The following is a 25,882-nucleotide window of genomic DNA, read 5'->3' on the forward strand; positions in this document are numbered from 1 at the left end:
GTCAACAGTCATCGGACAATGGCATTCGAGGCGCGCTTCTGGAATAGTTGAGCGGCTGCGCGTAACCCGCCGGCACCTGCCGATCGCCCACAAGGCCTGCCCGGCAGCCCTGACACCTGCCGTGTCCCTTTCGCGCGCTGACCAGGCGCGCCAGGCGAGCCATCCGCCCGCCGCTGGATCCGCACCGCTTTGCCGGTGCCACAACGATAACGCCAAGATCCACTCAAGGACGCCCCGATGAAACTCAAGCGACTCTTCTCCGCGCTCGCCGCCGGCGCTGCGCTGACCGCCCTGTGCGCCACCGCGCAGGCGCGTGAATACTCCGTCTCCACCGTGCTTTCCGACGCCTTCCCCTGGGGCCAGGCCGCGCAGAAATGGGCCGATCTGGTCAACGAGCGCTCCGAAGGGCGCATCACCCTGCGCGTCTACCCCAATGCGCAGCTGGTCGCTGGTGACCAGACCAAGGAATTCTCCGCCATGCGCTCGGGCCTGATCGACATGGCCGTGGGCTCGACCATCAACTGGTCGCCGCAGGTGCCGGAACTCAACCTGTTCTCCTTGCCGTTTTTGATGAAGAACGACGCCGACCTCGACGCCATCACCCAGGGTGAAGCCGGCAAGCTGGCCTTCGCCGCCATCGAGCAGCGCGGCATCGTGCCGCTGGCCTGGGGCGAGAACGGCTTCCGGCAGATCTCCAACTCGGCCAAGCCGGTGCGCAGCCCTGCCGACCTGGCGGGCCTGAAGATCCGCGTGGTCGGCTCGCCGCTGTTTCAGGACACCTTCACCGCCCTCGGCGCCAACCCCACGCAAATGAGCTGGGCCGATGCCAAGCCGGCACTGACCACCGGCGCCGTGGATGGCCAGGAAAACCCGCTGTCGGTCTTCGACGTGGCGCGCGTCGACCAGGTTGGCCAGAAGTACCTGACCCTGTGGGATTACATGGCCGATCCGCTGGTGTTCGCCGTCAACCAGCGCGTGTGGAAAGGCCTGCCCGAGGAAGATCGCGAACTGCTGCGCCAGGCCGCCATCGACGCCGGCAAGTGGGAGATCGAGCTGTCGCGTGGCGCTCAGGCCCAACGCCTGGCCGACGTACGTGAGCGCGGCGTGGAAGTGATCGAACTGACCGATGCCGAGCGCGCCGCCTTCGTCGAGGCCACTGCCAGCGTGCAGGAGAAATGGGCACCACGCATCGGCGACGCGCTGATGGACGCCGCGCGCAAGGCCGTGGCCCAGCCCTGATTCGTTATATCTGACCGCAAGCCCGGGGGCTTTGGGGCGTGGTGCTGTAAGCCAGTCGCGCGACACCGATCCGCTCCCCTCTCCCATTTATGGGAGAGGGGCTGGGGGAGAGGGTCGCTCTTGCGCTGAATCACGCCGAGTCGGTCATTCGAGGTTCCTATGAGCAAGCAAGTCGACGCGCCGCTGGAGCGCGTGCTCGCCACCCTGGCCCTGGTGATCATCAGCCTGATCAGCCTGGCCAACGTCGTGGTGCGTTATTTCACCGATGCATCCTTCGCCTTCACCGAGGAAATCTCGGTGTTCCTGCTGGTCATCCTCACCTTCGCCGGTGCCTCGGTGGCCATGCGCAGCAACCGACACATTCGTATCGGCCTGCTCGAGCGCCTGTTCCCGCGCCTGCGCACGCCGCTGATCCTGTTGCAGTGGCTGGCCGGCGTGCTGGTGCTGGCGCTGGTGTGCTGGTACGGCGGCCAGTTCGCCTGGGAGGAATTCCAGTGGGATTCCGAGTCGCCCGGTCTGGGCCTGCCCAACTGGTGGTACGTGATCTGGCTGCCGATCCTGGCGCTGCTGGTGTTCGTACGCCTGACCCAGATGACCGTCGATCGCCTGCGCGGGAGGATCAGCGATGAGCCCTGATCTCTGGCTGATCCTCAGCTTCATCGTGCTGCTGGCGCTCGGCGTGCCGGTGGCCTTCGCCCTTGGCCTGTCCGGGGCCATCGGCATCATCGCCGGCCTGTCGCCGGACATGCTCGCCACCCTCGGCACCAACACCTACAACGGCGTGGCCAAGTATCCGCTGATCGCCATCCCGCTGTTCATCCTCACCGGCCTGGTGTTCGAGAAGGCCGGCGTAGCACTCAGATTGGTGCGCTTCGCCCAGGCGCTGATCGGCCCGCGCCATGGTGGCCTGGCGCTGGTCGCGGTGCTGGTCTGCCTGATCATGGGCGGTATGAGCGGTTCCGGCCCGGCCGATGCCGCTGCCGTGGCCATGGTGATGCTGCCGAGCATGACCAAGGCGGGCTACCCCAAGCCGTTCTCGGCCACATTGATCGCCGCCTCGGCCTCCACCGCCATCCTGATTCCGCCGTCCATCGCGCTGATTCTCTACTCCATCGTGGTGCCGGGAGTCGATCTGCGCGCGCTGTTCGCCGCCGGCCTGTTCCCCGGCATCCTGGCCGGCCTGGTGCTGTTGCTGCCGGCCTGGCTGCTGTCGCGTCGCTATGGTTGGGAATCCCCGGAGGAGGGCGAGCGTCCGCCGCTGGGCGAAAGCTTCAAACAGGCGCTGCCGGCGCTGTTCGCGCCGGTACTGATCCTCGGTGGCCTGCGCAGCGGCCTGTTCACGCCCACCGAAGCGGCCGTGGTGGGCGTGACCTATGGCGTGCTGATCGGCCTGTTCCTCACCCGCGAGCTGGACTGGCGCAGCCTCTGGCGCCTGTGCGGCGAGGCGGGGGTGATCTCCGGCGTGGTCATGCTGATCATCGCCCTGGCCGGCATCTTCGCCTGGGCCGGCACCATGCTCGGCACCTTCCGCCATCTGGCCGAATGGCTGATCTCGCTGTCGGACAACGGCTGGGTGTTGCTGGCGCTGGTGATGCTCGCCGTGCTGCTGGCCGGCATGCTGCTCGATGCCATCTCCATCTACCTGATCCTGATGCCGATCCTGATTCCGGTGATGCAGCACTTCGGCTGGAACCCGGTGTGGTTCGGCATCCTGCTGGCGATGAACATTGCCATCGGCCAGTTCACCCCGCCGGTGGCGATCAACCTGATGGTTACGGCGGAAGTCGCCAAGATACGCCTGGAGCAGACCGTCGGCTGGGCGGCGCTGTTCGTCGTGGTGATGTTCAGCGCGTTGATTCTGGTGGCGATCTTCCCGGAAATCGCGCTGTGGCTGCCGCGCGTGCTGGGCTACGCGGTGTAAAACCTTCAAGGGCGTCTATAGTTGCCTGACGGTGCGCAGAGGGGACTGCGCATCATCAGGGGCGGCGGTGTCAGGCAATAAAATGGGCGACGGCAACTATAACGATCACAAGGATGTAGGCACGGGGCACAGCGACGGCCTTCTGGAGGCTGGCAAGCGCGCACTGGTGCGCACCATCCTGCTCGCCACCGGCCTGACCCTGGGCGGCTTCGCCATCCTGCAGGCGCTGAACGGCAACTATCCCTTCGCCATCGTTGAAGTGCTGTTCACGGCCTTGCTGCTGTTCGGTGCCTGGCGCATCGAGCGCGCCAAGCACCTCTACCTGTGGATTTACCTGTACCTGATCCCGACCTTCTGCTTCATCCTCTACATCATCGTCATGCCGGATGCCTCGTCGGCGGCGTTCGTCTGGCTGTACATGATCCCGCTGCTCGCCTACCTGCTGCTGGGCAAACGTCGCGCCTTCCTGCTCACGGCGCCGTTCATGCTGGCCGGCCTGCTGCTGTATTTCGCCGATAACCATCCGAACCTGGACACGCACGGCCTGATCGACCTGGGTAATGCGGCGTTGTGCGGCGTATTGATCCTGGTCTTCGTGCATATCTACGACGGCCTGCGCATGCAGGCGCACCAGGAGCTGGAACGACTGGCACAGACCGATTCGCTGACCGGCGTGGCCAGCCGCGGCAGCTTCCAGCAGGCGCTGCAGCGCAGCATCCAGGAAGCCGAGCGCAGCAGTGGGCATCTGGTGCTGGCGCTGCTCGACGTCGATCACTTCAAGCAGGTCAACGACCAGTGGGGGCACGAAGCGGGTGACATGGCCCTGCAGCACATCTGCCAGATACTGCAGCAGCGTCTGCGTGTGACCGATTTTCTCGGGCGCCTGGGCGGAGAGGAGTTCGGCCTGCTGCTACGCCACACCGACAGCCCTGGCGCCGACCCGCTGGTGGAAAAGCTGCGCCAGCAGATCGCCGATCAACCGCTGGAATACGACGGCGCGCAGATCGCACTGTCTGCCACCTTCGGCCTGGCGGCCTGGCCGCGAGACGGCCGCAGCGCTGCCGAGCTGTATCGCACCGCCGATCGCCGCCTGTACAGCGGCAAGCAGCGGGGTCGCAATCAACTGGTCAGTACCGACCTGCCGACCGAGCTGCTGCTGGACAAGCTCGACGTTCGGCTCTGAGCGCCGCTCAGCGCGATGCACTGGCCGGCGCTGCGGCGGGCACGCAAGGTTGCTGGCCGGCACCGGCCAGGGTCTCGACGTTACTCAGCACGTTATGGCCCTGATTGACCTTTTGCGCGTTCTCCGCGACCTGTATGCGCTGTGCATAGGTGGCGGAGTTGCCGTTGAGGCTGTGCTGGGTCTCCAGCACGGTATTGGCCATATCCAGCAAGCTGCGGCCGGTGGCGATCAGGCTGCTGGTCGCGGTCGGGGCACAGGGGTCGTTGGCCAATTGGGTGTTCTGCAATCCCTGGGTCTGTGTGTTCTGCGGCAGGCAACCGCTCAGCGAGGTCAGTGCAGCAGTGCTCAGGACGATTGCCAGGCTTCTTTCCTTGATGTTCATCAGGCATTCCCTTCAGTGGCGGGGCCTCGACCCAGTGCCGAGGCGTTGCCCGGATTCTAGAAACGAGGGCGCCTGGCCCGAAATAGTACGGGTGTACTGATGTCGAAACGCCTGCCAGATGGTGCCTTGCGCTGGCCGCCGACTAAGTCCTAAGGTGCAGGCAAACAACTTGAGCGGTCAGCAGGGAGTCGCCATGACCAGGAAGGTTTCCGCCGCCTACGATACCGAGCGCGCCCAGGCCGGGGTGCGTTTGATCTTCGTGGCCGTCGCCGGCTGTTACACCGCCGCGCTCCATCACTTTTCCCTGATTGACCCCGCGCTGGTGTGGAAGATCTTCCTGCTACATGGCCTGTTCTGCGTCGTGGCCACCTTGATCTGGTCGGATATCCGCCGCCGTCCGGGGCACTACCGGGGGCGGCGCCTGTTCACCATGCTCACCGACTACAGCGGCATCACCGTGGCGCTGGCGAACGGCGGCGTGGCCATGCTGCCGGTCTACGCGATCCTGATCTGGGTCACCATCGGCTACGGCCTGCGTTACGGCTCCGGTTACCTGCTGCTGGCGACGGTCATGGCGCTGCTGTCGCTGACCGTCACCGCCAGCGCGTCGGCTTACTGGCAGTCGCAGCCCTATCTGATCGTCACGCTGCTGCTCACCACTCTGCTGGCGCCGGCCTACATGCACGCCCTGCTCAGGCGCTCGCGCCAGGCAGCCGAGGCTGAGCAGGCGGCCATTCGCGCCAAGTCGCAGTTTCTTGCCCAGGCCAGCCATGACCTGCGTCAGCCCATTCACTCCATCAGCCTGTTCACCGCCTGCCTGCGCGACAGCAGCCTGGACTCCGAGCAGCGGCGCCTGGTGGAGAACATCGACCAATCGCTGCACGGCGTCGCGCGGCTGTTCCGCACCATTCTCGACATGTATTCGCTCGACAGCGGCAAGGTCGTGCCGCAGCTGCAACCGCTTGCGTTGCGCCGCCTGCTTGAGGACCTCATCCAGCAAAATGCCGAGGCGGCGCGCTGGGCCGGGGTCGAGATACGCCTGCGCTGCCCGCCGATCTACGTGCATGCCGACCCGGTGTTGCTCACCACTATGCTGCAGAACCTGCTTTCCAATGCGCTCAAATATGCCCCCGGCAAACCGCTGCTGATCGCCTGCCGGCGTCGAGGCCCGGCCATCGCCATCGAGCTTTACGACAGGGGCCGGGGCATTGCCGCCGGGCACCTCGACAGCGTCTTCGAGGAGTTCTACCGCGTACGTCAGGCACGCGACAGTGATGTCGAGGGCCTCGGCTTGGGCCTGGCCATCGTCAGGCGTCTGGGCGCGCTGATGGACATGCAGGTCGCCATCCACTCCGTGGAGGGGCGGGGCACCCGAGCGGTAATCGAAGGTCTGCAAGCAGTGATGGCGCCAAGCGATATGCCGGCCACCAGGCCCGGCAGCCTGCAGTCGCCGCGCATGCTCGAAGGGTTGCGCGTGTGCCTGATCGAGGATGACCGCAACGTACTGCTGGCCACCGCCACCTTGTTGAAGAAATGGGGCTGCGAAGTCGCCACCTTCAGCACCTTGCCCTATGCGTCGACGCCGTTCGATCTGGTGGTGACGGACTTCGACCTCGGCACCGAGGCCTCGGGCGCCGACTGCATCCAGCACCTGCGGCGCTGCGCCGGGCGCAAGGTACCGGCGATCATCATGACCGGTCACGACGTACGTCGTGTGCAGGAACAGGTGGACGACAGCGATATTCCGATCCTGGCGAAGCCGGTGCAGGCCGCCGAGCTGCGCTCGCTACTGGTGGCGCTGAAGCTCAAAGCCGCGTGCTGATCAAACCAGCCCGGCCTTGGCGCCCCTGACGGCAGCTGCTGCGCGGGTGCTGACGTCCAGCGTACGCAGCAGCGACGAAACATGGATGCGTACGGTAAAGGGCGAGATCGCCAGTGCGCGGGCGATTTCCTTGTTCGACAGGCCGCGCACCACCAGCCGCAGCACCTCCTGCTGCCGCGGTGTCAGCTGTTCCAGCAGGTGGTGGTCTCCGGCGAAGGCCGGTACGCCGGCTGGGCCCAGGGTCAGGACGAACTCTCCGGCGCGCACGGCCAATAGCGCAGCAGCGATATCATCAGGCGGCGTCGCCTTGCCGATGAAGCCGTCCGCGCCGGCATTCATCACCTCATCGATCAGCTCGCGGTTGTCGACCATCGATACGATCACTATCGAGCTGCACTGAAAGGCCTGGCGCAGCGCGCTGATGGCCTGCGGCGACTGCCCGGGGAAGAGCAGATCGAGCATGAACAGGCTGGGTGCGGCGCCGCCTTGTGCCAGGTTCAGCACTTCGTCCATGTCTCGGGCTTCGAGGACGCAGGCCTGGGGAAAGACGCGCTGTGCGATACGGCACAGACCATCGCGGAAAACCGGATGATCGTCGGCCACTATGATGCGTTCTTGTGGTGATTGTTCAGTCATGTGGACGCTTCCATCGTGGCCCCAGACTACGGCCATATCCACATCGTTACCAGTCTCTGGTTCTCGGTATCGGCTCGGCATCAGGGAGGCGATATGAACTGCAAGGCATCTGCCCGTGTCTGTTGCAGTACCTCTTATGGAACGTAAAGGAGTACCACATGGATCTCATCCGCATCCTCATCGCCATTCTGCTGCCGCCGCTGGGCGTGTTTCTTCAGGTGGGCTTCGGCGGCGCGTTCTGGCTGAACATCCTGCTCACCCTGCTGGGCTACATTCCCGGCATCGTCCACGCGGTATACATCATCGCCAAGCGCTGAGGCCCGCCAGCAACGAAGCCAAGGTGCCCTTCTGTAGGAGCGAATTCATTCGCGATAGGGTCGACGCCGCACCCAAACAAGATCGCGAATAAATTCGCTCCTACACGCCCCTCATTCCCGCCGTAAAAAATGCACGCTGAACAGCTGCGCCGGATCGCGCCACATGGCGACCGAGGCGAAGCCGCATTCGCCTGCCAGCTCGCGAAAGCCGCTCGGCGTGTATTTGTAGGAATTCTCCGTGTGCAGGGTTTCGCCGGCCGCGAAGTCGAACACGCGATTCTCGATGCGCACCCGCTGCGCCTGACGGCTGACCAGATGCATCTCGATACGCGACTCGGCCTCGTTGAAAAAAGCCCGGTGCTCGAAGCGGCGCGGGTCGATGTCGCTGTCCAGCTCGTTGCGGATGCGCTCGAGCAGGTTGAGGTTGAACAGCGCGGTCACCCCGGCCTGGTCGTTGTAGGCACGCTCCAGCACCTGGCGGTCCTTCACCAGATCCACGCCGATCAGCAAGCCACTGCCGGCCGGCAATGCCCGATGCAGGTTGCGCAAGAAGGCGCGGGCCTCAATCGGGTCGAAATTGCCGATGCTGGAGCCGGGGAAGAACGCCAGCGGGCGCTGCCCCAGCGCCTCGGCGGGTAATTTCAGCGGCTGGCTGAAGTCGGCGCACAGCGCGTGCACGTCGAGCCAGCGGTAATCGGCGGCCAGGCGACGGGTGCAGATATCCAGAAACTCGCGCGAGATATCGATGCCCAGGTAACGCGTTGGGCGCAGGGCTTCGAGCAGCAGGCGAATCTTGCGGCTGGCGCCGCTGCCCAGCTCCACCAGGCTGGCGTTGCGCCCGGCCAGCTCGGCGATATCGTTCGCTGCCAGACGCAGGATGGTCTCCTCGGTGCGCGTCGGGTAGTACTCCGGCTGCTGGCAGATCAGCTCGAACAGCTGTGAGCCTCGGTGATCGTAGAAGAACTTCGGCGACATCGCCTTCGGCTGGGCAGCGAAGCCGCGCAGTGCCTCGTCGCGTAGCGACTCCTGTTCCGCGCTCAGGGATTGTTCGTGTGTACGGATTGCCAATGCCATGCTCAGAGCTCCTTGGCCAGGCGCAGGCCGGAGAATTGCCAGCGCATCGTGGGGTAGAAGAAGTTGCGGTAGGTGGGGCGTACGTGGTCTTCCGGCGTGGCGCAGCAACCGCCGCGCAGCACCATCTGCCCGGACATGAACTTGCCGTTGTACTCACCCAGGCTGCCGCCCAGCGGCCGAAAGCCGGGGTAGGGCCGGTAGGCGCTGGCGGTCCATTCCCACACATCGCCATAGAGCTGCTGCAGGCCATCGCCGGCGCCCGCGGCCACCGGCTGCAGATGATCGTTCTCGACGAAGTTGCCCCACAGCGGTTCGTCCTGTGCGGCAACTTCCCACTCTTCTTCGCGCGGCAGGCGCGCCTGCGCCCAGGTGGCGAAGGCCTCGGCCTCGAAGTAGCTCAGGTGACAAACCGGTGCATCCAGATCCAACTCGCGCGGGCCGCCCAGGGTAAGCTCTAGCCAGTCATCGCCATCGCGCAGCCAGTACAGCGGCGCCTGCCAACCGGCGCGCTGGATGCGGTCCCAGCCATCCGCCAGCCACAGCGCCGTGCTGCGATAACCGCCATCGCGGATAAACTCCAGGTACTCGCCATTGCTCACCGGCCGGCTGGCGAGCTGAAAGGCCTCGACGAACACGCGATGCCGCGGCCGCTCGCAGTCGAAGGCGAAGTCCTCGCCGGCATGGCCGACATGGCGCAGGCCGGCGGGGAAGTTAACCCAGCGCAGCTCGCTCGCCTCGGCGCCGCCCGGCTTGAGGTCGTGGCGATAGACCGGTCGCAACGGGTTCTGCGCCAGAATGTGCTTGATATCCATCAGCAGCAGCTCCTGATGCTGCTGCTCGTGCTCCAGTCCCAGTTCCACGCGCTGCAGCACCTCTTCGTCGAGGTCACTGCCCATCCGGTTGAGCAACTGTTCCATGGCCAGATCGACATGGCTGCGATAGGCGTACACCTCGCTTACCGTCGGCCGCGACAACAACCCCCGCCGCGCCCGCTCGAAGGGCGTGCCGTGGGTCTTGTAGTAGGAATTGAACAGATGGTCGTAGCGCTCATCCAGCGGGCGATAGCCGCGCAGGAAGGGCTGCAGCACAAAGGCCTCGAAGAACCAGGTCACATGTGCCAGATGCCACTTCGGCGGGCTGACGTCCGGCATGCTCTGGATCACGTAATCTTCAGCTTCCAGCGGCTCGCAAAGCCTTTCCGTGGCAGCGCGCACCCGCTGATAACGCTGCCATAGCTGTTCGAGTTGCAGTTGTGAAACGTCGATCCTGCTGGCGCGGTTCGGCATATCGCGCATCCTTTGCTGGCGTCGCAAAGCGCGACGGTTCTTTAAGCCGACTGGGCGAGAGGGGCAAAGGTTCAGGGAAAATGTGGTGCTGCGGGGGCGCAGCTAGTGCTGGGGGCGAGAAACACAAAGCCGCGCAATGCGCGGCTTTGAAAGGTGGTGGTGCCACAGGACTTGAGCCTTGGGCCAAAGGATTATGAGTTGCCGAGAAATGCCTCAAGTTCAGTAAAATCGCGAGCAGCTCAACGAAAGCAAAATAAGCTGAAAGCATCGTGGTTACTGGGCTTGAGCGAAATTTCGCGAAACCTGAAAAAGCTAGGGACTGTACCGCTAGCGTACCGTTTTTTGTACCTCAGAAACGCTATTGTCACTGTGTCGCGTGCCGGACTGGCGCGAGAAACGTTGAGTGTCCGTACGGATCTTCTCAATGACCTCAATCAGCTGAGCACCACAGAGCCCCTGCTCGGTATCTGCACGCAACTCCTCGAGCCAGGAGGGACGCCCAGAAAAATGCGGCCATAGCTCATGGTCGGCTTCCAGCAGATGAGGGCGGCACCTGTCCAGCCAGTTGGGGATAAGCCCTTTATGGTGGCTCAGCTGATACAGGGACGCTGCATCCAGCTGCGAGCGGCGCATGATGGCACCGTGGTGATGGGCAATCGCCAACACCTGCAGAAGATGAATCAGGCTCGGCCAATGCTTGAGATCTCCACCTTCAGTGAGATGGTAAAAGCGCCTACACGCCGAGAGATCCTCATCCAATTGCTCCAGAACCAGGGCGTAGTACCCTTCCGAGCCCGGCCCGATTTCGCGGGTGTCGGGTGTAACCAGATGCAGTTTGAACTCGAAGCCTGCCTCGGGTGTGCGCTGCTCCTGAAACCATTGATGTAACCGTTCCGGCGCTTTGTAGCTGAAGAGGTGTTGGTGGGCTGAGTCGCTTTTCCCGGTTAGCCAGCCTTCTTCGAGCGCGAAATGCTGATCGAGCCAATCCAGATGTGCCTGACGCAAGGCCAGCTTGAGCTGATCGGCACTCGACCACTGGTAAGCCGAAAGCTGTAGCGCCTCCGGCAGCAGAGCATTGATCTCAGTACGGGCCACCCCATGAGCTTCAAAGGTCTCCAGCACGCGTGCCGCCTGCTGGCGTACCGGGTTGCGCCGCTCACTGAGCCAGGCAAACAAGCGCTGCAGCAAATCAATCCAGTCCTTGGGGTTCATGCGGCAGCTCCTGCGTTAGCGGATGAATGGCGTGTCTATGCCGAGGCCTTTCTGCCGCGCTTGGCCTTGGGGGCGGCAGCGCGTTGGGCTTGGATACGTTCCAGCAGCACGCTGGCCGGTTCGTCGTTCGGGTCTTGTGGCACCAGTTCGCCTCTGAATGCTCTGGCCAAGATGCTTTGGGTCAGGTGGTCGATACGGCTTTTGGCCGAGGCAACTTTGGCTCCCAGTTGGTCGGCGAAGGCGAAGAGCTGTTCGACGCGGCGGACGATTTCGATTTGTTCATCAATTGGAGGCATTGGGATTTTGAAGCTCTTCATTTTCCCAACCCCTAAATCTGGAACCCCTACGCTCTGAACTCCGTCAGTAGCTTGAGATAGTGTTGACGGGGCAGAGGCGACTAGTTTCAGAAATTTCGGAGCAGTGAGCTTAGTGTAAGGCTGTACAACTGCTACCGCATGAGAGATGCAGTAGTTGTGGGGAGTTGGTAGGAATACTGACCTGCCGATTGTCCCGATCCGGGTAAATGCAAAAGTCCCTTCTTGAATTTCATAGCGAGCTCGCTGGGCTTCAAGCTCTTCTTCGGTGACTTTTTTACCAATAGAAAAGTCTATTTGCCCGTTATTCCCGAAATTTTCAGTGGAAATAAAAGGCGTTCCCGTATCGGTATACTTCGGCATTCTGTGCGAGGGGTTGGGGTCTGTTACTTCTGCCAAATTCGAGAGGCTTGTTGTCAGCCAGGATGGAGGTAAAGTCCCGTCTTCCTGAAAAGGCGCAGGCTTGAATTTTCTGAGAATTGTATTTTCGCAGTATCCCTTTTGTTTTCTCTGGTATTCCCGCTCCCTGGCAGCAAGCCACTCGCTTTGGTGTATTTGGGCCGCGTTTGCTATATCAACGGCATGATCGTTGGATTTCCGCCACTCCTCCGTCAATCGGCCCGAAACCGCAGCGGCGAGGACGGATTGGCGGAAGCGTTTGAGCAGGGCGGGGATGGCGTCGATGCGGGCTTTGAGGGTGTCGACCTGGGGCAGTAGTTCATCAAGTTTTTGGGCGATGCGTGTTTGTTCGTTCTCAGGTGCCATACGGAACGGCAGTGTCTTGGCTGTAGTTCCTGAAAGCTCTTTGAACGTTGTACCTGTACCAAGGCTGTCGGCCAGTTGACGAATACTTTTTAAATAGTAGAAGGCGTAGCTAGGGTCGATTTCTTTGGGGAAAACAAAGCTCTTGAAACCCTGATTGGTGGAGATTTCATTAGCGGCCAATGCTACATAGCCGATAGGTGCGCGGCTGCTGAAGAGCAGGCTGCCTTTTGGCATCAATTTGGCTGAGCAGGATTCGTAACCTTTTTGTGAAAGATCTCGTGAGCCGTGGGAAATTTCTTTAGCTTTGTAACCGCTTAGATCTGCAGGTGTGAGCCAAGCAATCCCAGCGCCAGGAGCTTCAAAGTTGCTGGCGTCATTTGCTTTGGGGGTGCCTCCAGCTACTACCTCAGCGATTTCACCGATTTCTACATCGACCCACCCACTCGGCAACCCACTCATTCCCCATTCCCCTCAACCACCGCCAGCCCCATCACCTCGGCCATCAACTGCTTCTGCGCCGCCACTTCATCGCCCGCATCCAGCGCTTTCATCAACTCTTCCAGCTCATGCAGGGCTTCGGTGAGTTCGGCCATGGCTTCTCCGGCCAGCACTTCCGGGGCGGGCAGGTCTGCGGCGTCCAGGCTATCGGCATCCTTGAGCCAGCTGATATCCAGCGAATCACCGCGCTCGCGGATCTGCTCGCGGGTAAAGACGCGGAAGCGGCTGAGTTCGGCAATGCCTTCGACATTTTCGGCGCGGGGGCTATTGCCGTTCGGGTCATCCCCGTAGGCCTCTTCAAAGGGCTTGAGGTGTTGCGCGCCAAAGGGGGTGCGTTTGCCGAAGCTGGGCATATTAGTGCGCAGGTCATAGACCCACACGCGCTGGGTGCAGCCTTGTTCCTGGCGAGGGCTATCTGCGGTGCCTTTCTGGAAGAACAGCACATTGGTCTTTACGCCCTGGGCGTAGAAGATGCCGGTGGGAAGGCGCAGGATAGTGTGCAGGTTGCACTTGTCCATCAGGTCGCGGCGCACCTCGGTGCCGGCGCCTGCCTCGAACAGCACGTTGTCCGGCAGTACCACGGCGGCGCGGCCACCGGGTTTGAGACCACGGTAGATATGCTGCAGAAAGGCCAGCTGCTTGTTGCTGGTCTTGTAGGTGAGGTCGTCACGGGTCGGGCCGCCGCCGCCTTTGGCGGTGCCGAACGGTGGGTTGGAGAGAATCACCTCTACCTTGGGCAGGCTGGCGCCGACCTGGCCAAGGGCGTTACCCAGGTGCACTACGCCTTCCTCATCACCCTCCATGCCGTGCAAAAGGGTGTTCATCAGGGCCAGCCGGCGCGTCCCAGGTACCAGTTCAATGCCGATGAAGGCCCTGTTGCGCTGGAAGCTACGAGCTTTCTCATCGAGGTCGTAAAGGTCGTCGGTGTGCTGCTTGATATAGGCATCGGCGGCAATCAGAAAGCCCGCGGTACCGGCGGCCGGATCCTGAATCACTTCGCCGGGCTGCGGCTTGATGCAACGGATAATGCTGTCGATCAGCGGGCGCGGGGTGAAGTACTGGCCAGCGCCAGATTTGGTTTCGTTGGCGTTCTTTTCCAGCAGGCCTTCGTAGAGGTCGCCGAGGCCATCCTGGCGGGCGCTGAACCAGTCGATGCCGTCCAGGCTCTTGATCAGCTGTTCCAGGTGGCGCGGCTCTTTCAGGCGCGTTTGCGCGTCGGCATAGATGGCGGCGATCAGCGGGTCGCTGTTCTTGCCCAGATCCAGCAGCATCTGCCGGTAGTGGTCGAGCAGGTTAAGACCGGATTTGCCGGCCAGATCGGGCCAGCGTGCCCCCTCGGGCAGCTTGTGGGCGAAGCTGTCGTTGTTCTGGACCTGCTCGTATTCCATTTTGATAAACAGCAGCAAGACCAGTTCGGTGACGTAGTCGCTGTAGTTGATGCCGTCGTCGCGCAGCACGTCGCAGAGGTTCCAGAGCTTCTGGACGATATCGGAGTTGGTCATGGGGTGATCTCTAATTGGCTCATGACGTGAGCCGAATACATCTGCTATTCGGCTCACGGGGAAATAGGGAGGCTTAGTCGGATGTTTGCCAGAAAGTGTCGTTATGCCAGTCGGGCGGAAAGCCCATGGCCCGTAGGTTGGTCTCTGGAAATTCTGCCAGTAAGTCGTGCAGACGCCTGTCCCAACTGGTATGCGGGCTAACCTGGCGCATCAGCAGGTTGAGGATGCACAGCACGGTGAACAGGCGGGCATGTTGTCCGGGTTGTTGCAGGTGTTGCGGCCAGGGGAAATTGACCGTCCTGGGTAGCTCGGGACGGATGCCCAACTCGCGGTTCCATAGGCGTGCGTGATGCGCGCAAATATTGCGGATGGTGGTCAAGGTGTGCAGCCAGGATTGCAGCAGCGGAGCTGGTAGCTTCAGGCGTCTGGCAATGGCCTTTTTGTCGGCGTCGCGGGCCAGGCCCTTGAACAGGTGCGAGAGATCGCCCAGGGTGATTTCTTCCATGGCCGCCCAGGCGGGCATCAGGTCGGGGGTGTTGTACGTCAGGGCGTAATGGCGTGCGTAACTTTCCTTGGCACGCATGCTCTTGAGTTGCTCTTTGCGGACGTCAGAGGCTTGGGAGGCGTCGATACGCTGGCATTCGCGCAGATGATCCTGGAACGCCTTGTCCTGCTTGCTACGAATGCTGTCGAGCAGCGCCTGGTGCCGATAGCCGCGCTGGAAGAGCTTTGGCTCCAGATACCAGTGCGAGCCATATTGCGGCCCCATGTGGTTGCTAATAACGGCTCTGGCCGCGACTTCTATGCGCTCGATGGCATCCATGACCAGCAGGCGCAGGCGACGGTCGAAGTCATACAGACGGGTGAGTGCCTGCAGGCGGGTGCCGGGCTTGAAACCGTGGTCGGCATCTTCCGAAAGCTGGAATGGGCGCATGTAGGGCGTGAGACGGAAGAAGCTGACCGCCTCCAGAAAGCAGTGCGCCTTGGCTTCGTCCTGGATGGTAAGTCCGCGCTGTTTGAGCAGGGTCAGCTGCGCAGGAATATCAATGGCTGGCTTGCTGAAGGGCTTCATGCGGAAAAACAGTCGGGCATAAAAAACCCGCTCAATTTGTGCGTAGCTGCCGAAGCAACCATAGGCATGGCGGGTGTGTTGCGTGAGAGGTTATGCACCAGTGCATCGTTTTGCAAGAGATTTGGCATTGTTTTGCAGGGTATTTGGCACTGCTCGGATGGACGGAAGGGCAGTACAGCAAAGCCTGCCGCACGTTGTGCGGCGGTTTCTCTTTGGTTGAAATGGAGGGATTGCGGACCTTTCATCCAGCAGCCGACCACAGGTTGTCATTCAACGCTTCCAATACCCGTTCCAGGTTGCCGCCCAGGTTGCGATCCAGCGCTTTGAGACCGCCGTCGTTGCGGAAGGCGTCATTGACCTGCTGCGGATCAATGACCACTTCATGCACCAGTTGCTTGGCCAGGCGATCCAGCCATTTGCGTTGCACGGGCGTCCAGGGTTGCTGGGCGTAGATGGTCTGCATGGCCTTGGCTACGCGTTGATCGAAGGGCAGCAGGGCTTCGCCGATGGCCGCCTGGCGAATGTAGCCGATGATGCTGGCGGCGATTTCCTGGTTGGTCTGATTGCGCCAGGCGCTTTGCAGGCTGGCTTCGCTGAAGCCGTGCTGGTCGAGCAGCAGGCGGACTTCGCGCAGTTGCTCGCGGGTCAGATCCTTGGGGCGGTTGACCACAACGCCAAGGGCAGCGGACTGATTGAGCTGGGTGCGAATAAAGTCGTTGAAGCTTTCCAGGTAGTCAGCCGGCTTCTGGTTTTGTCCGTAGTTTTGCTCGCGCAGCAGCAGTTCGTCGCTGTGGGTGGAGATAACCGGGTAGTTCTCCGAACCGAGCAGGGCGCTGACGGCAGCGAGCTGGTTGAGCAACTGGCTGTGCTGGCGGACGAAGTTGGCCGCTTGCTGCGGGCCAAGGTCGTGCAGGTGTTTATGTAATTGGGCCGGCTCAACGCCCCACACTTCTTGCAGCTCATCGAGCTTTTTCTTCAGCGTGGGTTTGTCCTCGGCCTTGTGCTGGGCCTTGCGCAGGATACGCATGACGCGCTGGCTCAGTTGGTCGAGCACGTCATGGGCGTGGCTGCTGTCGTCCTGGCTGCCGGGTGCGTCATGGCTGGCTCCGCTGGTGAGTTCGCTGACCAGTTGCTCCAGGGAGACATTGGGGTTCTTCACCAGGGGCTTCATGGTGTCGACCGCTTCCAGGCTGGCGTAAAGGTCGACGGGGTCGTAGATGCGGAATACGGTTTTGCCGATGTCGTCGCAACGGCGGGTGGCGCGGCCTTTCATCTGCTCGTAGAGGATGCGCGAGCGCACCCGGCGCATGAACACCAGGTTGCAGATTTTCGGCACGTCGATACCGGTGGTGAGCAGGTCGACGGTGATGGCGATATTGGGGTTGGGCTCGTTCTTGTAGCGGCGAATAAGCTGCTCAACCTTGTCGCTTTGCCCGGTGATGATGCGCACGGCCGCTTCGTTGTATTGCTCGCCGTAGGCGGCCTTGAACGCTTCGTCGAGCAGGTTTTTTACCCGTTCGGCATGGGCCTGGTTGACGCAGAAGATCATGGTCTTTTCTTCGCCGAACGGGTCCAGCTCCTTGGCCAGCTCATCGCAGATGACCTTGTCGAAGGCCGGGGTGATCACGCGGCGGTTGAACGACTCGATGTTGAAGCTGAGTTCATCTTCCAGCTCGGCTACGTCGACTTCGCCGGTCTGGGTGTTGATGACGCTGACCGACTCGCCTTTCTCGAAGCGGATACCGTGCTTGCTAAGCTGGGTTTCATAGCGGATCGGTGGTTCGTGATCCACCAGCCAGTCGTCGGCCACGGCCTCGCGGTAGCTGTAGGTGAATACCGGTTTGCCGAAAATTTCGCTGGTGTGCTTAGCCGGGGTGGCGGTGAGGCCGATGCGGCAGGCGTCGAAGTGGTCGAGCACTCGGCGGTATTGCGAGAGGTACTGGCTGTGATCACGCACGGCCAACTCACCTTCGGTCATTTCCTGGTCGAGGGTATAACCCCGGTGGGCTTCGTCGACGATGATGCAGTCGAACTCGCCCACGGGAGGTGGGTTATCCGAGCGGAAGATGCGGCTGACCATAGCCTGCACGGTGGCCACCTGAATGCGGGTTTCCGCTTCGGCAGCCATGTCGCCCAGCTCTTTGATGTCGTAGATCTGCGCCAGGGTGTGGTTCTGCTCAAGCGTTGTGTCGTTGAACGAGTCGATGGCTTGTTGGCCTAGGGCACTGCGGTCCACCAGAAAGAGAATGCGCTTGAAGCGTTCAGCCTTCAGGAATCGGTACATCAGGCCAATGATGGTGCGGGTTTTACCGGTGCCGGTGGCCATGGCCAGTAGGCAGTCACGCTGATTGTTGGCCAGGGCCTGCTCCACGGCCTGGATGGCTTTCTCCTGGTAGTCGCGCAGCTTGAGGTAGGAGAAGCCCTCGGCCTTGAGCTTGGCCTCGGCGTCTGCCTGGCTGCGTTTTAGCAGGTCGAGCAGGTCATCCGGTTTGTGGAAATCTTGCAACGGACGGCGTGTATTGGCCGGACTGCGCAGGTCACGGAACCAGGTTCCGGACTGTTCAGCGAGCTGCTTGATAAAGGGCCGGCCGTTGCAGGCGAAGGCAAAGGGCACGCGGAAGTGACCACCCTGGCCATCGTTCCAGGGCTGAGCTTGGCCGGCCAGTAGCCAGGGCTGCTGATGCTCTGTCGCCAAGTTGAACTCGCGGGCATAGCGCTCGGCTTGGGGGATGCGGTCGGCGATATTGATGCGCTTACGCTTGGCTTCAACGATGGCGATGGGCGTGAGGCCAGCGAACAGTACGTAGTCGGCGCATGCTTTGGGGCTGCTGGTGGGCCATTCGGCGATGGCCTTGTTCTTGCCCTTCTCCGGGCGTGCTCCCTTGCCGTAGGTGAGGTCGAGGGAGTCGGCCTCCCAGCCGGCGTCGATCAACTGCTGGTCGATCAAGATGCGGGTCAGGTCTTCAGAGAGATCGAAGTTGCTGCTGGCCTGCTGAGTCCGCTTAGCTACCTGTTGGCTGGCTTGTGGCTGGGCAGCCAGTTGCTGCTGCAGGGCTTTGAGGCTTTGTTCGTGCTCGCTGCGCAGTTTTTGCAATGCGGCTTCGTGTTCGGCTGCTAACTGCTTATGGCTGCGTGATTCGGCATCCATCTGCTCTGCAAGCACGGCGTATTCTTCAGCCTCCTGCTTGAGCAGGTCGGCCAGCTTCTGGTTGCTCTCCAGTTGCTGGCTGGACTCGCTGAGCTGCGTCTTGAGCTGTTCGATCTGGCTTTGCAGATCGCGCAGCGGTGCGCTGGGATCTGCGGGGGTGACGAAGGGGCCAGGTTTGAACGCATGAGCATTCTTGCCGAACGACTGGTGATACCAGATGGCCAGAGCGCGGGCGACCTTCAAACCATCCATGGCCTCGCGATGCTGGGTGCGGAACTCATGGGTGGCCCTGTTGCCCTCGACGCGCAGGGTATGGAACAGGCTGCGTATATTCTGATCCAGCTGGATCTCGCGGCTGAGCTTGTATAGCAGGTCGGACTGGGTGGTGGTGGCATCGAACTCGATACCGGCACGGCTGGCCAAGTCCTGAGCCAGCGCTTCGCCGAGTTGGCGCAGTTTTATCAGTGTGGTGTTGGGATCGCTGGCGAAGACCTGCTCGGCTGTGCTCGCAAGCTGCAGGAAAACGGGGTCGTGTTCCTGGAGAAAGGCAAAGTTACTGCTGGCCGCCATGATCGATCCTTCGGTTGCGTTCCCACTTAATAAGCCCTGTATGGCTTGATCGCGCGTAAGTGAGGGCAGCTTAACCAAGATGAGCCGAGTTTGACCATGGCGTTGAGCCACTCGGTGACCCAGTGCGTATCGGCTAGCTGGCCGGACAGCTAACCGTCAATGCAAGACGATCCAGAGAACCTCCAGCCTGATCGTAGTTCGGCGTGTTAGGCACGCCTCAGAGCCAGTGCTGGCGCAGGTTTGCGGTGTAGGCGGCACGCAGGTGCATTGATTGGGTGCCGTCTCCAACCCCCGTGCAGACTGCTTTTCAGGCCAACGAAGTGCCGCCTCCTTTTATCTTGCCCTTCGCCTTTTCTGTGCATTCTGAACTGCTGGGTTGAGTGTCTGGGTAGAAGCGTGTGGGGCTCCGACGTCACTAGGTGTTGGGCGAGGGCAGGTCAACATTACTCGGCTGCACACGCCATCGACATCAACATCGACGCAATAACGACAGATCCACGGACACGAGTCTGAACGCAAGTGCTGCGCTCGGAGGCGCGCCGTGCCGACAGAGACTGGACTGAATTGGTGACATCGAATAACTCCGAACTGCCCAGGCTTTCCTGAGCATGTTCCAAGCTTCGAGATCTTAGGTTTGCGGACCGGTCAGACCGTGCGGCATAGGGATGTTACTCGGGGAGGATGTACCTACCACCAGTGTCCTCCACTAAGGCCCGCATATAGCTCAACAGGGCCTCGAAAACAGCCTCGGGAGCGTTTGCTGCCGCACGTCCGAACGCAATGCTCACAGCAGTGTCGACGCTGGGTTTTGCCCGAATTTTGTCTGACACAAGCTGAAAGTCTGTGCTGCGCAGAATGAGGTAGAGGGCTTCTTCCAAGCAGAGGAGTCTAGCCCATAGATCTTCCGTTTCTGGCACACCCTCCACCTTGGAGAGTGCCACATAAGCTCGTTTGTCACTGCTTAGAAGTTCAGCATCATTGCCATGCAACGCAGCGAAAAGCGTCACCTCTCCAGAATCGATATCGGGCCTGCTAAGTTGGAGAAGAGGATTAGCGGACTCTGCCAGGATCTCAACCTCCGTAGCAGCTCCTACCAGCTGTCGAGCGAGATCAACGGCCTCTACGGTTCCAAGCTTGGCGAGTGCTTTTCCGTCGTTCGCAAGTCTCAATTGAAACTTGAGCTGAGGCAGCACGGCAAAACTCTCAAGACCGCACCTCAGCGCCCCTGCTAACTCATGAAGCAGGTGGTATTGGCAGATTTTCTTAGCGGCATCACTGTCGAGCAGATACAAAGTCCTACTGTCCCCCAAATCCCTGCATGGATAGTAGGTGCTCAGCGCTTTCCTCGCTGATGGCATCCAAGGTTGTGTTAATTAGAAATCGCTGCCGAAGTAGCTCGATAGCGCCGACTGGTTGTTCAATGAAGTTCAAAGCTTGGATAGCCCCTATCCAGTCGTCATGCTCCTTCGCATAGGAAAGAATCAGATGCCCTGGATCAATCCCTGTATCTTGGCTGATCCTCATCGCAGCAGAGGCCAAGACAGCGGCAGACCCTTGCCGAGGAATCTGTCGCACTATGGTCATTTGACCATTTCTGATCAGCCCTAAAGCGAAAGCATCTGCTTCAAGCTCTTGATCATCACGTCGAACTTGTGCTCCTCCTTCAAGGCTCTCACGGACATCGGCGATGTCCTCGTCAATCAAGATACCGTTGTCCTGAACATGCCCACACAGGATGTGCGCAAGCTCGTGAGCAAGGACGAAAAGTTGCTTGGAATGCTGGGCGTGGTTGTAGCCAAGCAGTATCGCAGGACGGCCTTCGACCATGACCGCCATTCCGGTCATACGTTTCGTATTTCTTGGCATTTCCTTCAGGAAAAGTACTGGGATGCCATGCGCCCAGCACAGGTCCAGCAGTCCTTCATAGTCAACCGTGGCACGCCCGGAGCGCTGCCGAACCAACCGATAGATCTCTGAAGGCTCAGCAGGCAATTCCCTGTAGGGCTCGCGGGTTGCAAATATCGCTAGACGTGCCAAGGCGATGCCGAGGCCGGCTGCGACATTGAGTTCATCTACTCGAGTATCCGCTCGATGTTTGAAATTGGCACGAGCTGCTCCTGGCTTGATAGCCAGAACGCCGTCTTGCCCAAAATTAACCTCGAGGCCCAGTCGCTGCTTCAGGATCAGAGCGAACTGGAACACGCCCGAGCTCGTTTTTAGAAGGCTGTTGTCCCACCAATCAGGCAGAAGCTTTGTGACATATGCTCGAGGATAACCTGCAGCTTGGAGGCTTTCGAATGCGGATTTAACGGTTATCGGAGTCTTTGCGTTATGCATATGCAACCTCCTCTAACGCCTTTCCTTGGTTCATTTTCCCATGCCTGCCTGGTTATGTGCAAAGAGCAGGCGCGCAAGCCGGCGAGCATGGGCGTCGCTCCCGTCCCAGATTGAGGCGAGCGCCCTCATTAGAATATCGCTTGAGCGAGGGTCTGCGGCTTCTACCTCGATTGGTATTTTTGCATATTTGCATAAGCGTCGATGCGTCTCAGTGACCCGCTTAGGCTTACCAAAGAGATTGCGATGAATTTGCGATTGATTGATGCCTGTTCGTCTGGCGATATCAGCGCTTGTTCCACTACCGCTTGCGGTAAAGAACTGCAGTAGCTCGGAAATGATTAGGGGTAATGGCTTAAGGCGATTCATGCTATATTATTAGCATATTTGCATAGAATGATACAGTAGTCAGACTTCAGTCGTTATGTCGGGAATCGCACCCAAGGTTGCGAGATTCCGGCATGATTGCCGCCTCCTTGAGAAACAGCCATGCGCGAAGCAGAAATCAAAATTGCCCTGACTCAACACCTGGCAACCGGCGCGTCCGACACGCCTTTTCATTTTCTGGAAGAGGTGGAGCTCAATGGTGGTGAGATCCGCGCAGACCTGGTTCAAGTTGCGGACATGCATTGCTATGAGATCAAAAGCGCAACAGACTCCCTGAAACGCCTCGTGGGTCAGGGTTCGCGCTATGCCAGAGCGTTTGATCAGGTCACTCTAGTTACCGCGGAATGCCACTTGAAAAAGGCAATGCCAATGCTGCCGCCCTGGTGGGGCGTGCTGGTGGTGCCCGAGGTGCAGGGAAAAGCCTTTAGGCAGGTGCGCAAAGCCAAGCCCAACAAGCGCCACGAGCCCGACGTGCTTGTCACCTTGCTTAAGCGCGACGAGGCATTGCGGATTCTGGAGGAGCAAGGGGTCACCCGAGGCTTCAAGAGCAAAAGTCTCTACGTCATCCAGGCGAAGGTTGCTGAGCTCCTCCCCCTGAGTTCACTCAAGGAGAGGGTTCGCCAATGCCTTATTGAACGGGCAAAAACCATGGTCAGTACTGCTCTTTGAGCACGTATGCGATGTGGTGGCTCCATGCTTCGGTGATGTGGTAGTGGCCACAGCGCTTCTTCTTCACCGGGATATTGGGGTCAGCTCGCTCAGACAGCAAAAGGTCGCCAAAGGAATACCCAGCTCCCTTGAAATCTTTCGGGTAGGTATTCACCAATATCTCAGATATAGCAATCGAGTCACTCGACGTTTTACCGCCAGCCCGCAGAATCAACCAATTATCATCCCGGGTATAGCGCAATGCGATGCGGTTGCTGCGCCTTTCCAGAATCTGCTCTGTCCACTCTGGGGATAGCGTTCCATAATCGCCGAAACCCACCGCTAACTCCGGCACGTTGGCGTTCAGATCCTTCCAGAAAAGCCAATCTGTCCTTTTGAAGGTCGCGGCACCTGTTTTTACCGACGCCAGGCTTGCTGGATAAGCTCCAGAGATAACGTGAATCGACTCGTAGCCAATTGCTGCGAGAGACCGCAAATCCTGACTAAAGCTGCTGACCTCTGAGGGCTGCCAGTCCTTCGGGCTCACGCCAAGATCAACAATCAGAGTGCTTTTGATGCCTGCGGCCTTGAGCCAGGCAAACGCTCCCTGTGCAAGTTGCAATTTGTCGGCCGGCACAGAAAGTGCGCTCAAGCGCAGCCGTATGGTTACAAAAGGTAGAGACGCCGCGAGCTTCGTGAACCTCGCTCCCAAGGTCGCAAGGTACGACGGACCCACTACTGGGGAGACCAACAGCTTTTGTTGTACTGCATGCTGAAGAAAATCTAGAAGCTCGGTTTGGCGAGTGTGGGTCAGTTGGCCACTAGGGTTGGCATAGTCCACCAGCACCTCCTGCTGCCAGACCTTTTGAAGCTTGTTCATCAAATTCAGGTGCTGCTTGGAGGTGCGAACCTCAATGCATGGCCGAACTCGCGGGCGCAGTGCAGTCTCAACCTGCTCAAGAGCTCTCTGCTCCCAGGACTGCCATTTGATGATTGGAATGTACTGTGGGTGCTGTGGATACCTGGCCATTGCTCTTCCTTGGTGCTGTGAATGGAAGAATGTATAGCACTTTGATATCGCTATTTCACTCAATCAGACCTGCGTCTAATTGCAGCGCCCAGCGCTCCGCTTTATGAGAGCCGGCGAAATGCTGCATTTAGGGGCGTTAGTTCGCCACTTTTACTGATCGGTGCTCTGGTTCGGAATGCCAGTAAAGACATACCGGCAATCTACATCGGGGGCATTGATCCGCTCGCCTCATTCGGGTGCGCTCCTGTGCAGGTGGCTTAGGTGCGGAGCACTCAAGCGGACTGGGCCCCTTTGAGTGGCTTCCCTGCAGTGAATCTGTATTTTTCAACTCAAAAGCTCACCCGATGGGTGGCCCTGACCGAGGTGTTGAGGCATAACTATGCGCTCGGCTGCCGTTCACTTCGTTCGCTGGGCAACTTAAAACTACGCTTTGCCTGCCCGTTCGCTTAATCGTTAGCCACTAAGAGCAAGGAGTCACCTATGGCGAGGCAACTTTCACCAGCGGGGATCATGGCCCTCAAAGAAGCGCTGTGCTCGGTCTATTGGTACAAGTCTGAGCTGCGAGGGTTCCTTCAACTCTGCTTATCCAATCCAGGTATTTTGAGCGGCTTTAACTGGGAGAACTACAAGCGGCAGATTGCGTCCGACGTAGTGGACTACCTCGTGGCAAACCCAGGCGCGTACTTGGGTGATTTGACGAAGATCTGCTACGAGCTTTGTAAAATCACGGATTTCTCGCATCTGAAGCGCCTAGACGACGGGCCGCAAAAGGTGGAAAAGGCGCAGAGCGCGGTCAATCAGTTGAAGCAACTTGTCGAGCCGCATCAGGACCTTAAACGGGAGCAGGACGATATCAAGCGCCGCCAGGAACTGGCAGCCGCGAGACTCCGCGAGAACGCCGCGGTGCGTCAAAAGCTTGAGGCGATCAAGGCCCGCTACATGGCATTGGTCAGTTCAGACAGTGCGCAAAGTCGTGGTTTTGAGCTAGAGCGTGTCATGTATGAACTCTTCGAGTTGTTCGATCTAGATCCGAAGGCTTCGTTCAAGAACCTTGGCGAGCAGCTGGACGGTGCCTTTTCGCTTGATGGTACTGAGTACCTGTTCGAAGCAAAATGGCAGAAGGAACTCGTGAACAAGGCTGACCTTGCGGCATTCTCCGATAAGGTGAGGTCGAAGCTTGAGAATACTCTAGGCGTGTTCCTCTCTATCAACGGGTTTTCGGCTGACGGCGTGGCTGCCCACCAAGCCGGTGGGGCATCGATTCTTCTAATGGATGGCGCTGACCTCATGGCAGTTTTTGAAGAGCGGATCGACTTCACGAGCCTGTTGCTACGAAAGAAGCGCTACGCGGCGCAGACGGGTAATATTTATCTCAGCTACTACCAGATGGTGGCCTCAGGTGGCGGGTAGTTCATCCAGCGACCGGACGTACTCTTCCTAGCCTATTTCTGAATGCTCGTTATAGTTGACGTGAGCCGGCAATGCCGGCCACGAACCATGCTTCACAGCGTCAGAGGAAGAGGTTTGGTCGAGTGAATGCGGCACCTGTGAGAGTAAATGTACTGATGAAGGCGGCTGAGGAACCCCACTTCGAAGGCTCTTCGTTCTATTGCGCATGGCAGTAAATCGCGCTCGGCGATCATGACCGCCCAGAGCCAGCCGCTGCGAGCATTATCGAGCCAGCTCTGGGCCAACTTGGCGCCCTGGTTGAATGCTTCCCTGCAGTCGGCGGCCCAGGTTATTTCAACACCTGGGTGGCCGTCGTGAGGTGGAAGGTAGGTCATCACACCTTTGCTCATCTCTGACCTCCTCGCGCCTCGGATAGGGCTCGGCGATAGAGCACGACCATCTCATCGAGCAGATCCAGAGCTGAGTAAGCAGCGATCCGTACGCGCAGATCTTCCGGCTGTAGCCCATCCGGTTCAGCCAGTTGATCAAGCAGATTGCCGAGCATGACGCCGCGTAGTTCAGCTGCAGCTTCGGAGGGTAGAGGAGAGCGTTCGGATTCATGCAGCGGGCTTCGCTGCAGTGGAAAAGGTATGACGCAGGATTCGAACTCAGCCATGGCGCACCTCCTGGTCAGAGGTGAACAGCAAGACCTGAAGCCCAAGGCGGAGCTCTCGGGTAAAAAAGGGGTAGCGCATTTTCCTTGTGCTCCTCAGACGATTAAGGAGCCGTCACCCGCCGTTGTCACTCGGATATGGGTGGCGGACCGTGCGGGGGTGACAAACCGGCGTCCGAGGGAACCGGCCAGGCAAAAGCCTGCCCCACACGGCCCGCCATAGAAGTTAAGCAACCAAGCAATCGTATGCTGGTGCTTAAACTATGGCGCTACCGCGCCTCGAACGAATCGGGTTGTCACACCCGGTCGTGGGACTTACCACGACGGGCGCACTCTAGCCCGAGGGTTTACGAATGGCAACATACTGGGGCGTAGGAGGGAATGATCGCGTAGGAGGAGGCTTGGTCGGAGCTGAAGCCAGCAAGAAAGATTTTCAAAGCTCTTCAGCGCCCTCCGCTTCGAGAAATGCTTAGGGAGGCG

At 60.0% G+C, this 25,882-nt stretch carries 22 protein-coding genes; 8 read left to right on the top strand and 14 right to left on the bottom strand.

All coding sequences use genetic code 11. From position 1 onward, the window contains the following. Positions 1 to 237: 237 nt before the first annotated feature. The 4 genes from DXK50_RS16165 (at position 238) to DXK50_RS16180 (ending at position 4,343) form a co-directional block, all read left to right on the top strand. The gene (locus tag DXK50_RS16165; RefSeq protein ID WP_161865977.1) at positions 238 to 1,239 is read left to right on the top strand and encodes a DctP family TRAP transporter solute-binding subunit; all 1,002 of its coding nucleotides are present in this window, start codon (positions 238 to 240) and stop codon (positions 1,237 to 1,239) included. A gap of 159 nt (positions 1,240 to 1,398) precedes the next feature. Next, entirely contained in the window at positions 1,399 to 1,875 is a 477-nt protein-coding gene (locus DXK50_RS16170) for a TRAP transporter small permease (protein ID WP_161865976.1), read from the top strand. Further along, on the top strand, positions 1,865 to 3,160 hold the full coding sequence (locus tag DXK50_RS16175; protein WP_212631020.1) for a TRAP transporter large permease: 1,296 nt from the start codon (positions 1,865 to 1,867) through the stop codon (positions 3,158 to 3,160). The genes DXK50_RS16170 and DXK50_RS16175 overlap by 11 nt, the downstream gene beginning before the upstream one ends. Positions 3,161 to 3,242: 82 nt before the next feature. Beyond that, complete coding sequence (locus tag DXK50_RS16180) at positions 3,243 to 4,343, top strand: GGDEF domain-containing protein (RefSeq protein WP_212631086.1); 1,101 nt, start codon at positions 3,243 to 3,245, stop codon at positions 4,341 to 4,343. Between the two features lie 7 nt (positions 4,344 to 4,350). Here the strand turns inward: DXK50_RS16180 and DXK50_RS16185 are convergent, their stop codons facing one another. Continuing rightward, complete coding sequence (locus tag DXK50_RS16185) at positions 4,351 to 4,725, bottom strand: hypothetical protein (RefSeq protein ID WP_212631021.1); 375 nt, start codon at positions 4,723 to 4,725, stop codon at positions 4,351 to 4,353. A 193-nt stretch (positions 4,726 to 4,918) separates the two neighbouring features. Here DXK50_RS16185 and DXK50_RS16190 point away from each other — a divergent pair, with 193 nt between their 5' ends. Beyond that, on the top strand, positions 4,919 to 6,547 hold the full coding sequence (locus DXK50_RS16190; protein ID WP_212631022.1) for a hybrid sensor histidine kinase/response regulator: 1,629 nt from the start codon (positions 4,919 to 4,921) through the stop codon (positions 6,545 to 6,547). On the opposite strand, the gene DXK50_RS16195 is transcribed toward DXK50_RS16190, so the two are convergent. After that, positions 6,548 to 7,183, bottom strand: a complete 636-nt coding sequence (locus tag DXK50_RS16195; RefSeq protein WP_212631023.1) for a LuxR C-terminal-related transcriptional regulator — start codon at positions 7,181 to 7,183, stop codon at positions 6,548 to 6,550. A gap of 158 nt (positions 7,184 to 7,341) precedes the next feature. Between DXK50_RS16195 and DXK50_RS16200 the strand changes: the two genes are divergently transcribed. After that, on the top strand, positions 7,342 to 7,500 hold the full coding sequence (locus DXK50_RS16200) for a YqaE/Pmp3 family membrane protein (RefSeq protein ID WP_003084988.1): 159 nt from the start codon (positions 7,342 to 7,344) through the stop codon (positions 7,498 to 7,500). Between the two features lie 111 nt (positions 7,501 to 7,611). On the opposite strand, the gene egtD is transcribed toward DXK50_RS16200, so the two are convergent. The 9 genes from egtD to DXK50_RS16245 all read right to left on the bottom strand — a co-directional run bounded on the left by egtD (position 7,612) and on the right by DXK50_RS16245 (position 21,278). After that, a complete protein-coding gene (egtD, locus tag DXK50_RS16205) occupies positions 7,612 to 8,574 on the bottom strand; it encodes an L-histidine N(alpha)-methyltransferase (protein ID WP_212631024.1) in 963 nt (320 codons plus the stop codon). 2 nt (positions 8,575 to 8,576) lie between these two features. After that, the gene (egtB, locus tag DXK50_RS16210; RefSeq protein WP_212631025.1) at positions 8,577 to 9,860 is read right to left on the bottom strand and encodes an ergothioneine biosynthesis protein EgtB; all 1,284 of its coding nucleotides are present in this window, start codon (positions 9,858 to 9,860) and stop codon (positions 8,577 to 8,579) included. A gap of 327 nt (positions 9,861 to 10,187) precedes the next feature. After that, the gene (locus tag DXK50_RS16215; protein ID WP_212631026.1) at positions 10,188 to 11,072 is read right to left on the bottom strand and encodes a hypothetical protein; all 885 of its coding nucleotides are present in this window, start codon (positions 11,070 to 11,072) and stop codon (positions 10,188 to 10,190) included. Positions 11,073 to 11,107: 35 nt separating this feature from the next. Continuing rightward, entirely contained in the window at positions 11,108 to 12,610 is a 1,503-nt protein-coding gene (locus DXK50_RS16220) for a restriction endonuclease subunit S (protein ID WP_212631027.1), read from the bottom strand. Continuing rightward, a complete protein-coding gene (locus DXK50_RS16225; protein WP_212631028.1) occupies positions 12,607 to 14,151 on the bottom strand; it encodes a class I SAM-dependent DNA methyltransferase in 1,545 nt (514 codons plus the stop codon). Before DXK50_RS16225 ends, DXK50_RS16220 begins: the two co-directional genes overlap by 4 nt. A 73-nt stretch (positions 14,152 to 14,224) precedes the next feature. Next, complete coding sequence (locus DXK50_RS16230) at positions 14,225 to 15,223, bottom strand: Abi family protein (protein WP_212631029.1); 999 nt, start codon at positions 15,221 to 15,223, stop codon at positions 14,225 to 14,227. A 241-nt stretch (positions 15,224 to 15,464) separates the two neighbouring features. After that, positions 15,465 to 18,941 carry a type I restriction-modification system endonuclease gene (gene hsdR, locus DXK50_RS16235; RefSeq protein ID WP_212631030.1) on the bottom strand — a complete coding sequence of 1,159 codons (3,477 nt, stop codon included), beginning with the start codon at positions 18,939 to 18,941 and terminating at the stop codon, positions 15,465 to 15,467. Positions 18,942 to 19,609: 668 nt separating this feature from the next. Continuing rightward, the gene (locus DXK50_RS16240) at positions 19,610 to 20,233 is read right to left on the bottom strand and encodes a hypothetical protein (protein ID WP_212631031.1); all 624 of its coding nucleotides are present in this window, start codon (positions 20,231 to 20,233) and stop codon (positions 19,610 to 19,612) included. Between the two features lie 4 nt (positions 20,234 to 20,237). After that, on the bottom strand, positions 20,238 to 21,278 hold the full coding sequence (locus tag DXK50_RS16245; protein ID WP_212631032.1) for an ImmA/IrrE family metallo-endopeptidase: 1,041 nt from the start codon (positions 21,276 to 21,278) through the stop codon (positions 20,238 to 20,240). 486 nt (positions 21,279 to 21,764) lie between these two features. Here DXK50_RS16245 and DXK50_RS16250 point away from each other — a divergent pair, with 486 nt between their 5' ends. Then, positions 21,765 to 22,331, top strand: coding sequence for a sce7726 family protein (locus DXK50_RS16250; RefSeq protein WP_212631033.1), 567 nt, complete (start codon positions 21,765 to 21,767; stop codon positions 22,329 to 22,331). Here the strand turns inward: DXK50_RS16250 and DXK50_RS16255 are convergent. Continuing rightward, positions 22,315 to 23,340 carry a beta family protein gene (locus DXK50_RS16255; RefSeq protein ID WP_212631034.1) on the bottom strand — a complete coding sequence of 342 codons (1,026 nt, stop codon included), beginning with the start codon at positions 23,338 to 23,340 and terminating at the stop codon, positions 22,315 to 22,317. The two genes, DXK50_RS16250 and DXK50_RS16255, sit on opposite strands and share 17 nt — an antisense overlap. Positions 23,341 to 23,820: 480 nt before the next feature. Between DXK50_RS16255 and DXK50_RS16260 the strand changes: the two genes are divergently transcribed. Beyond that, positions 23,821 to 24,750 carry a restriction endonuclease gene (locus DXK50_RS16260; protein WP_212631035.1) on the top strand — a complete coding sequence of 310 codons (930 nt, stop codon included), beginning with the start codon at positions 23,821 to 23,823 and terminating at the stop codon, positions 24,748 to 24,750. 92 nt (positions 24,751 to 24,842) lie between these two features. On the opposite strand, the gene DXK50_RS16265 is transcribed toward DXK50_RS16260, so the two are convergent. Then, a complete protein-coding gene (locus tag DXK50_RS16265; protein WP_212631036.1) occupies positions 24,843 to 25,139 on the bottom strand; it encodes a LasR-specific antiactivator QslA in 297 nt (98 codons plus the stop codon). After that, on the bottom strand, positions 25,136 to 25,405 hold the full coding sequence (locus tag DXK50_RS16270) for a hypothetical protein (protein ID WP_212631037.1): 270 nt from the start codon (positions 25,403 to 25,405) through the stop codon (positions 25,136 to 25,138). Before DXK50_RS16270 ends, DXK50_RS16265 begins: the two co-directional genes overlap by 4 nt. Positions 25,406 to 25,882 lie beyond the last annotated feature (477 nt).

Origin of the sequence: Pseudomonas sp. KB-10 (genome assembly GCF_018221585.1) — a bacterium.
In the GTDB taxonomy this organism is placed as follows: Bacteria; Pseudomonadota; Gammaproteobacteria; order Pseudomonadales; family Pseudomonadaceae; genus Aquipseudomonas; species Aquipseudomonas yangonensis.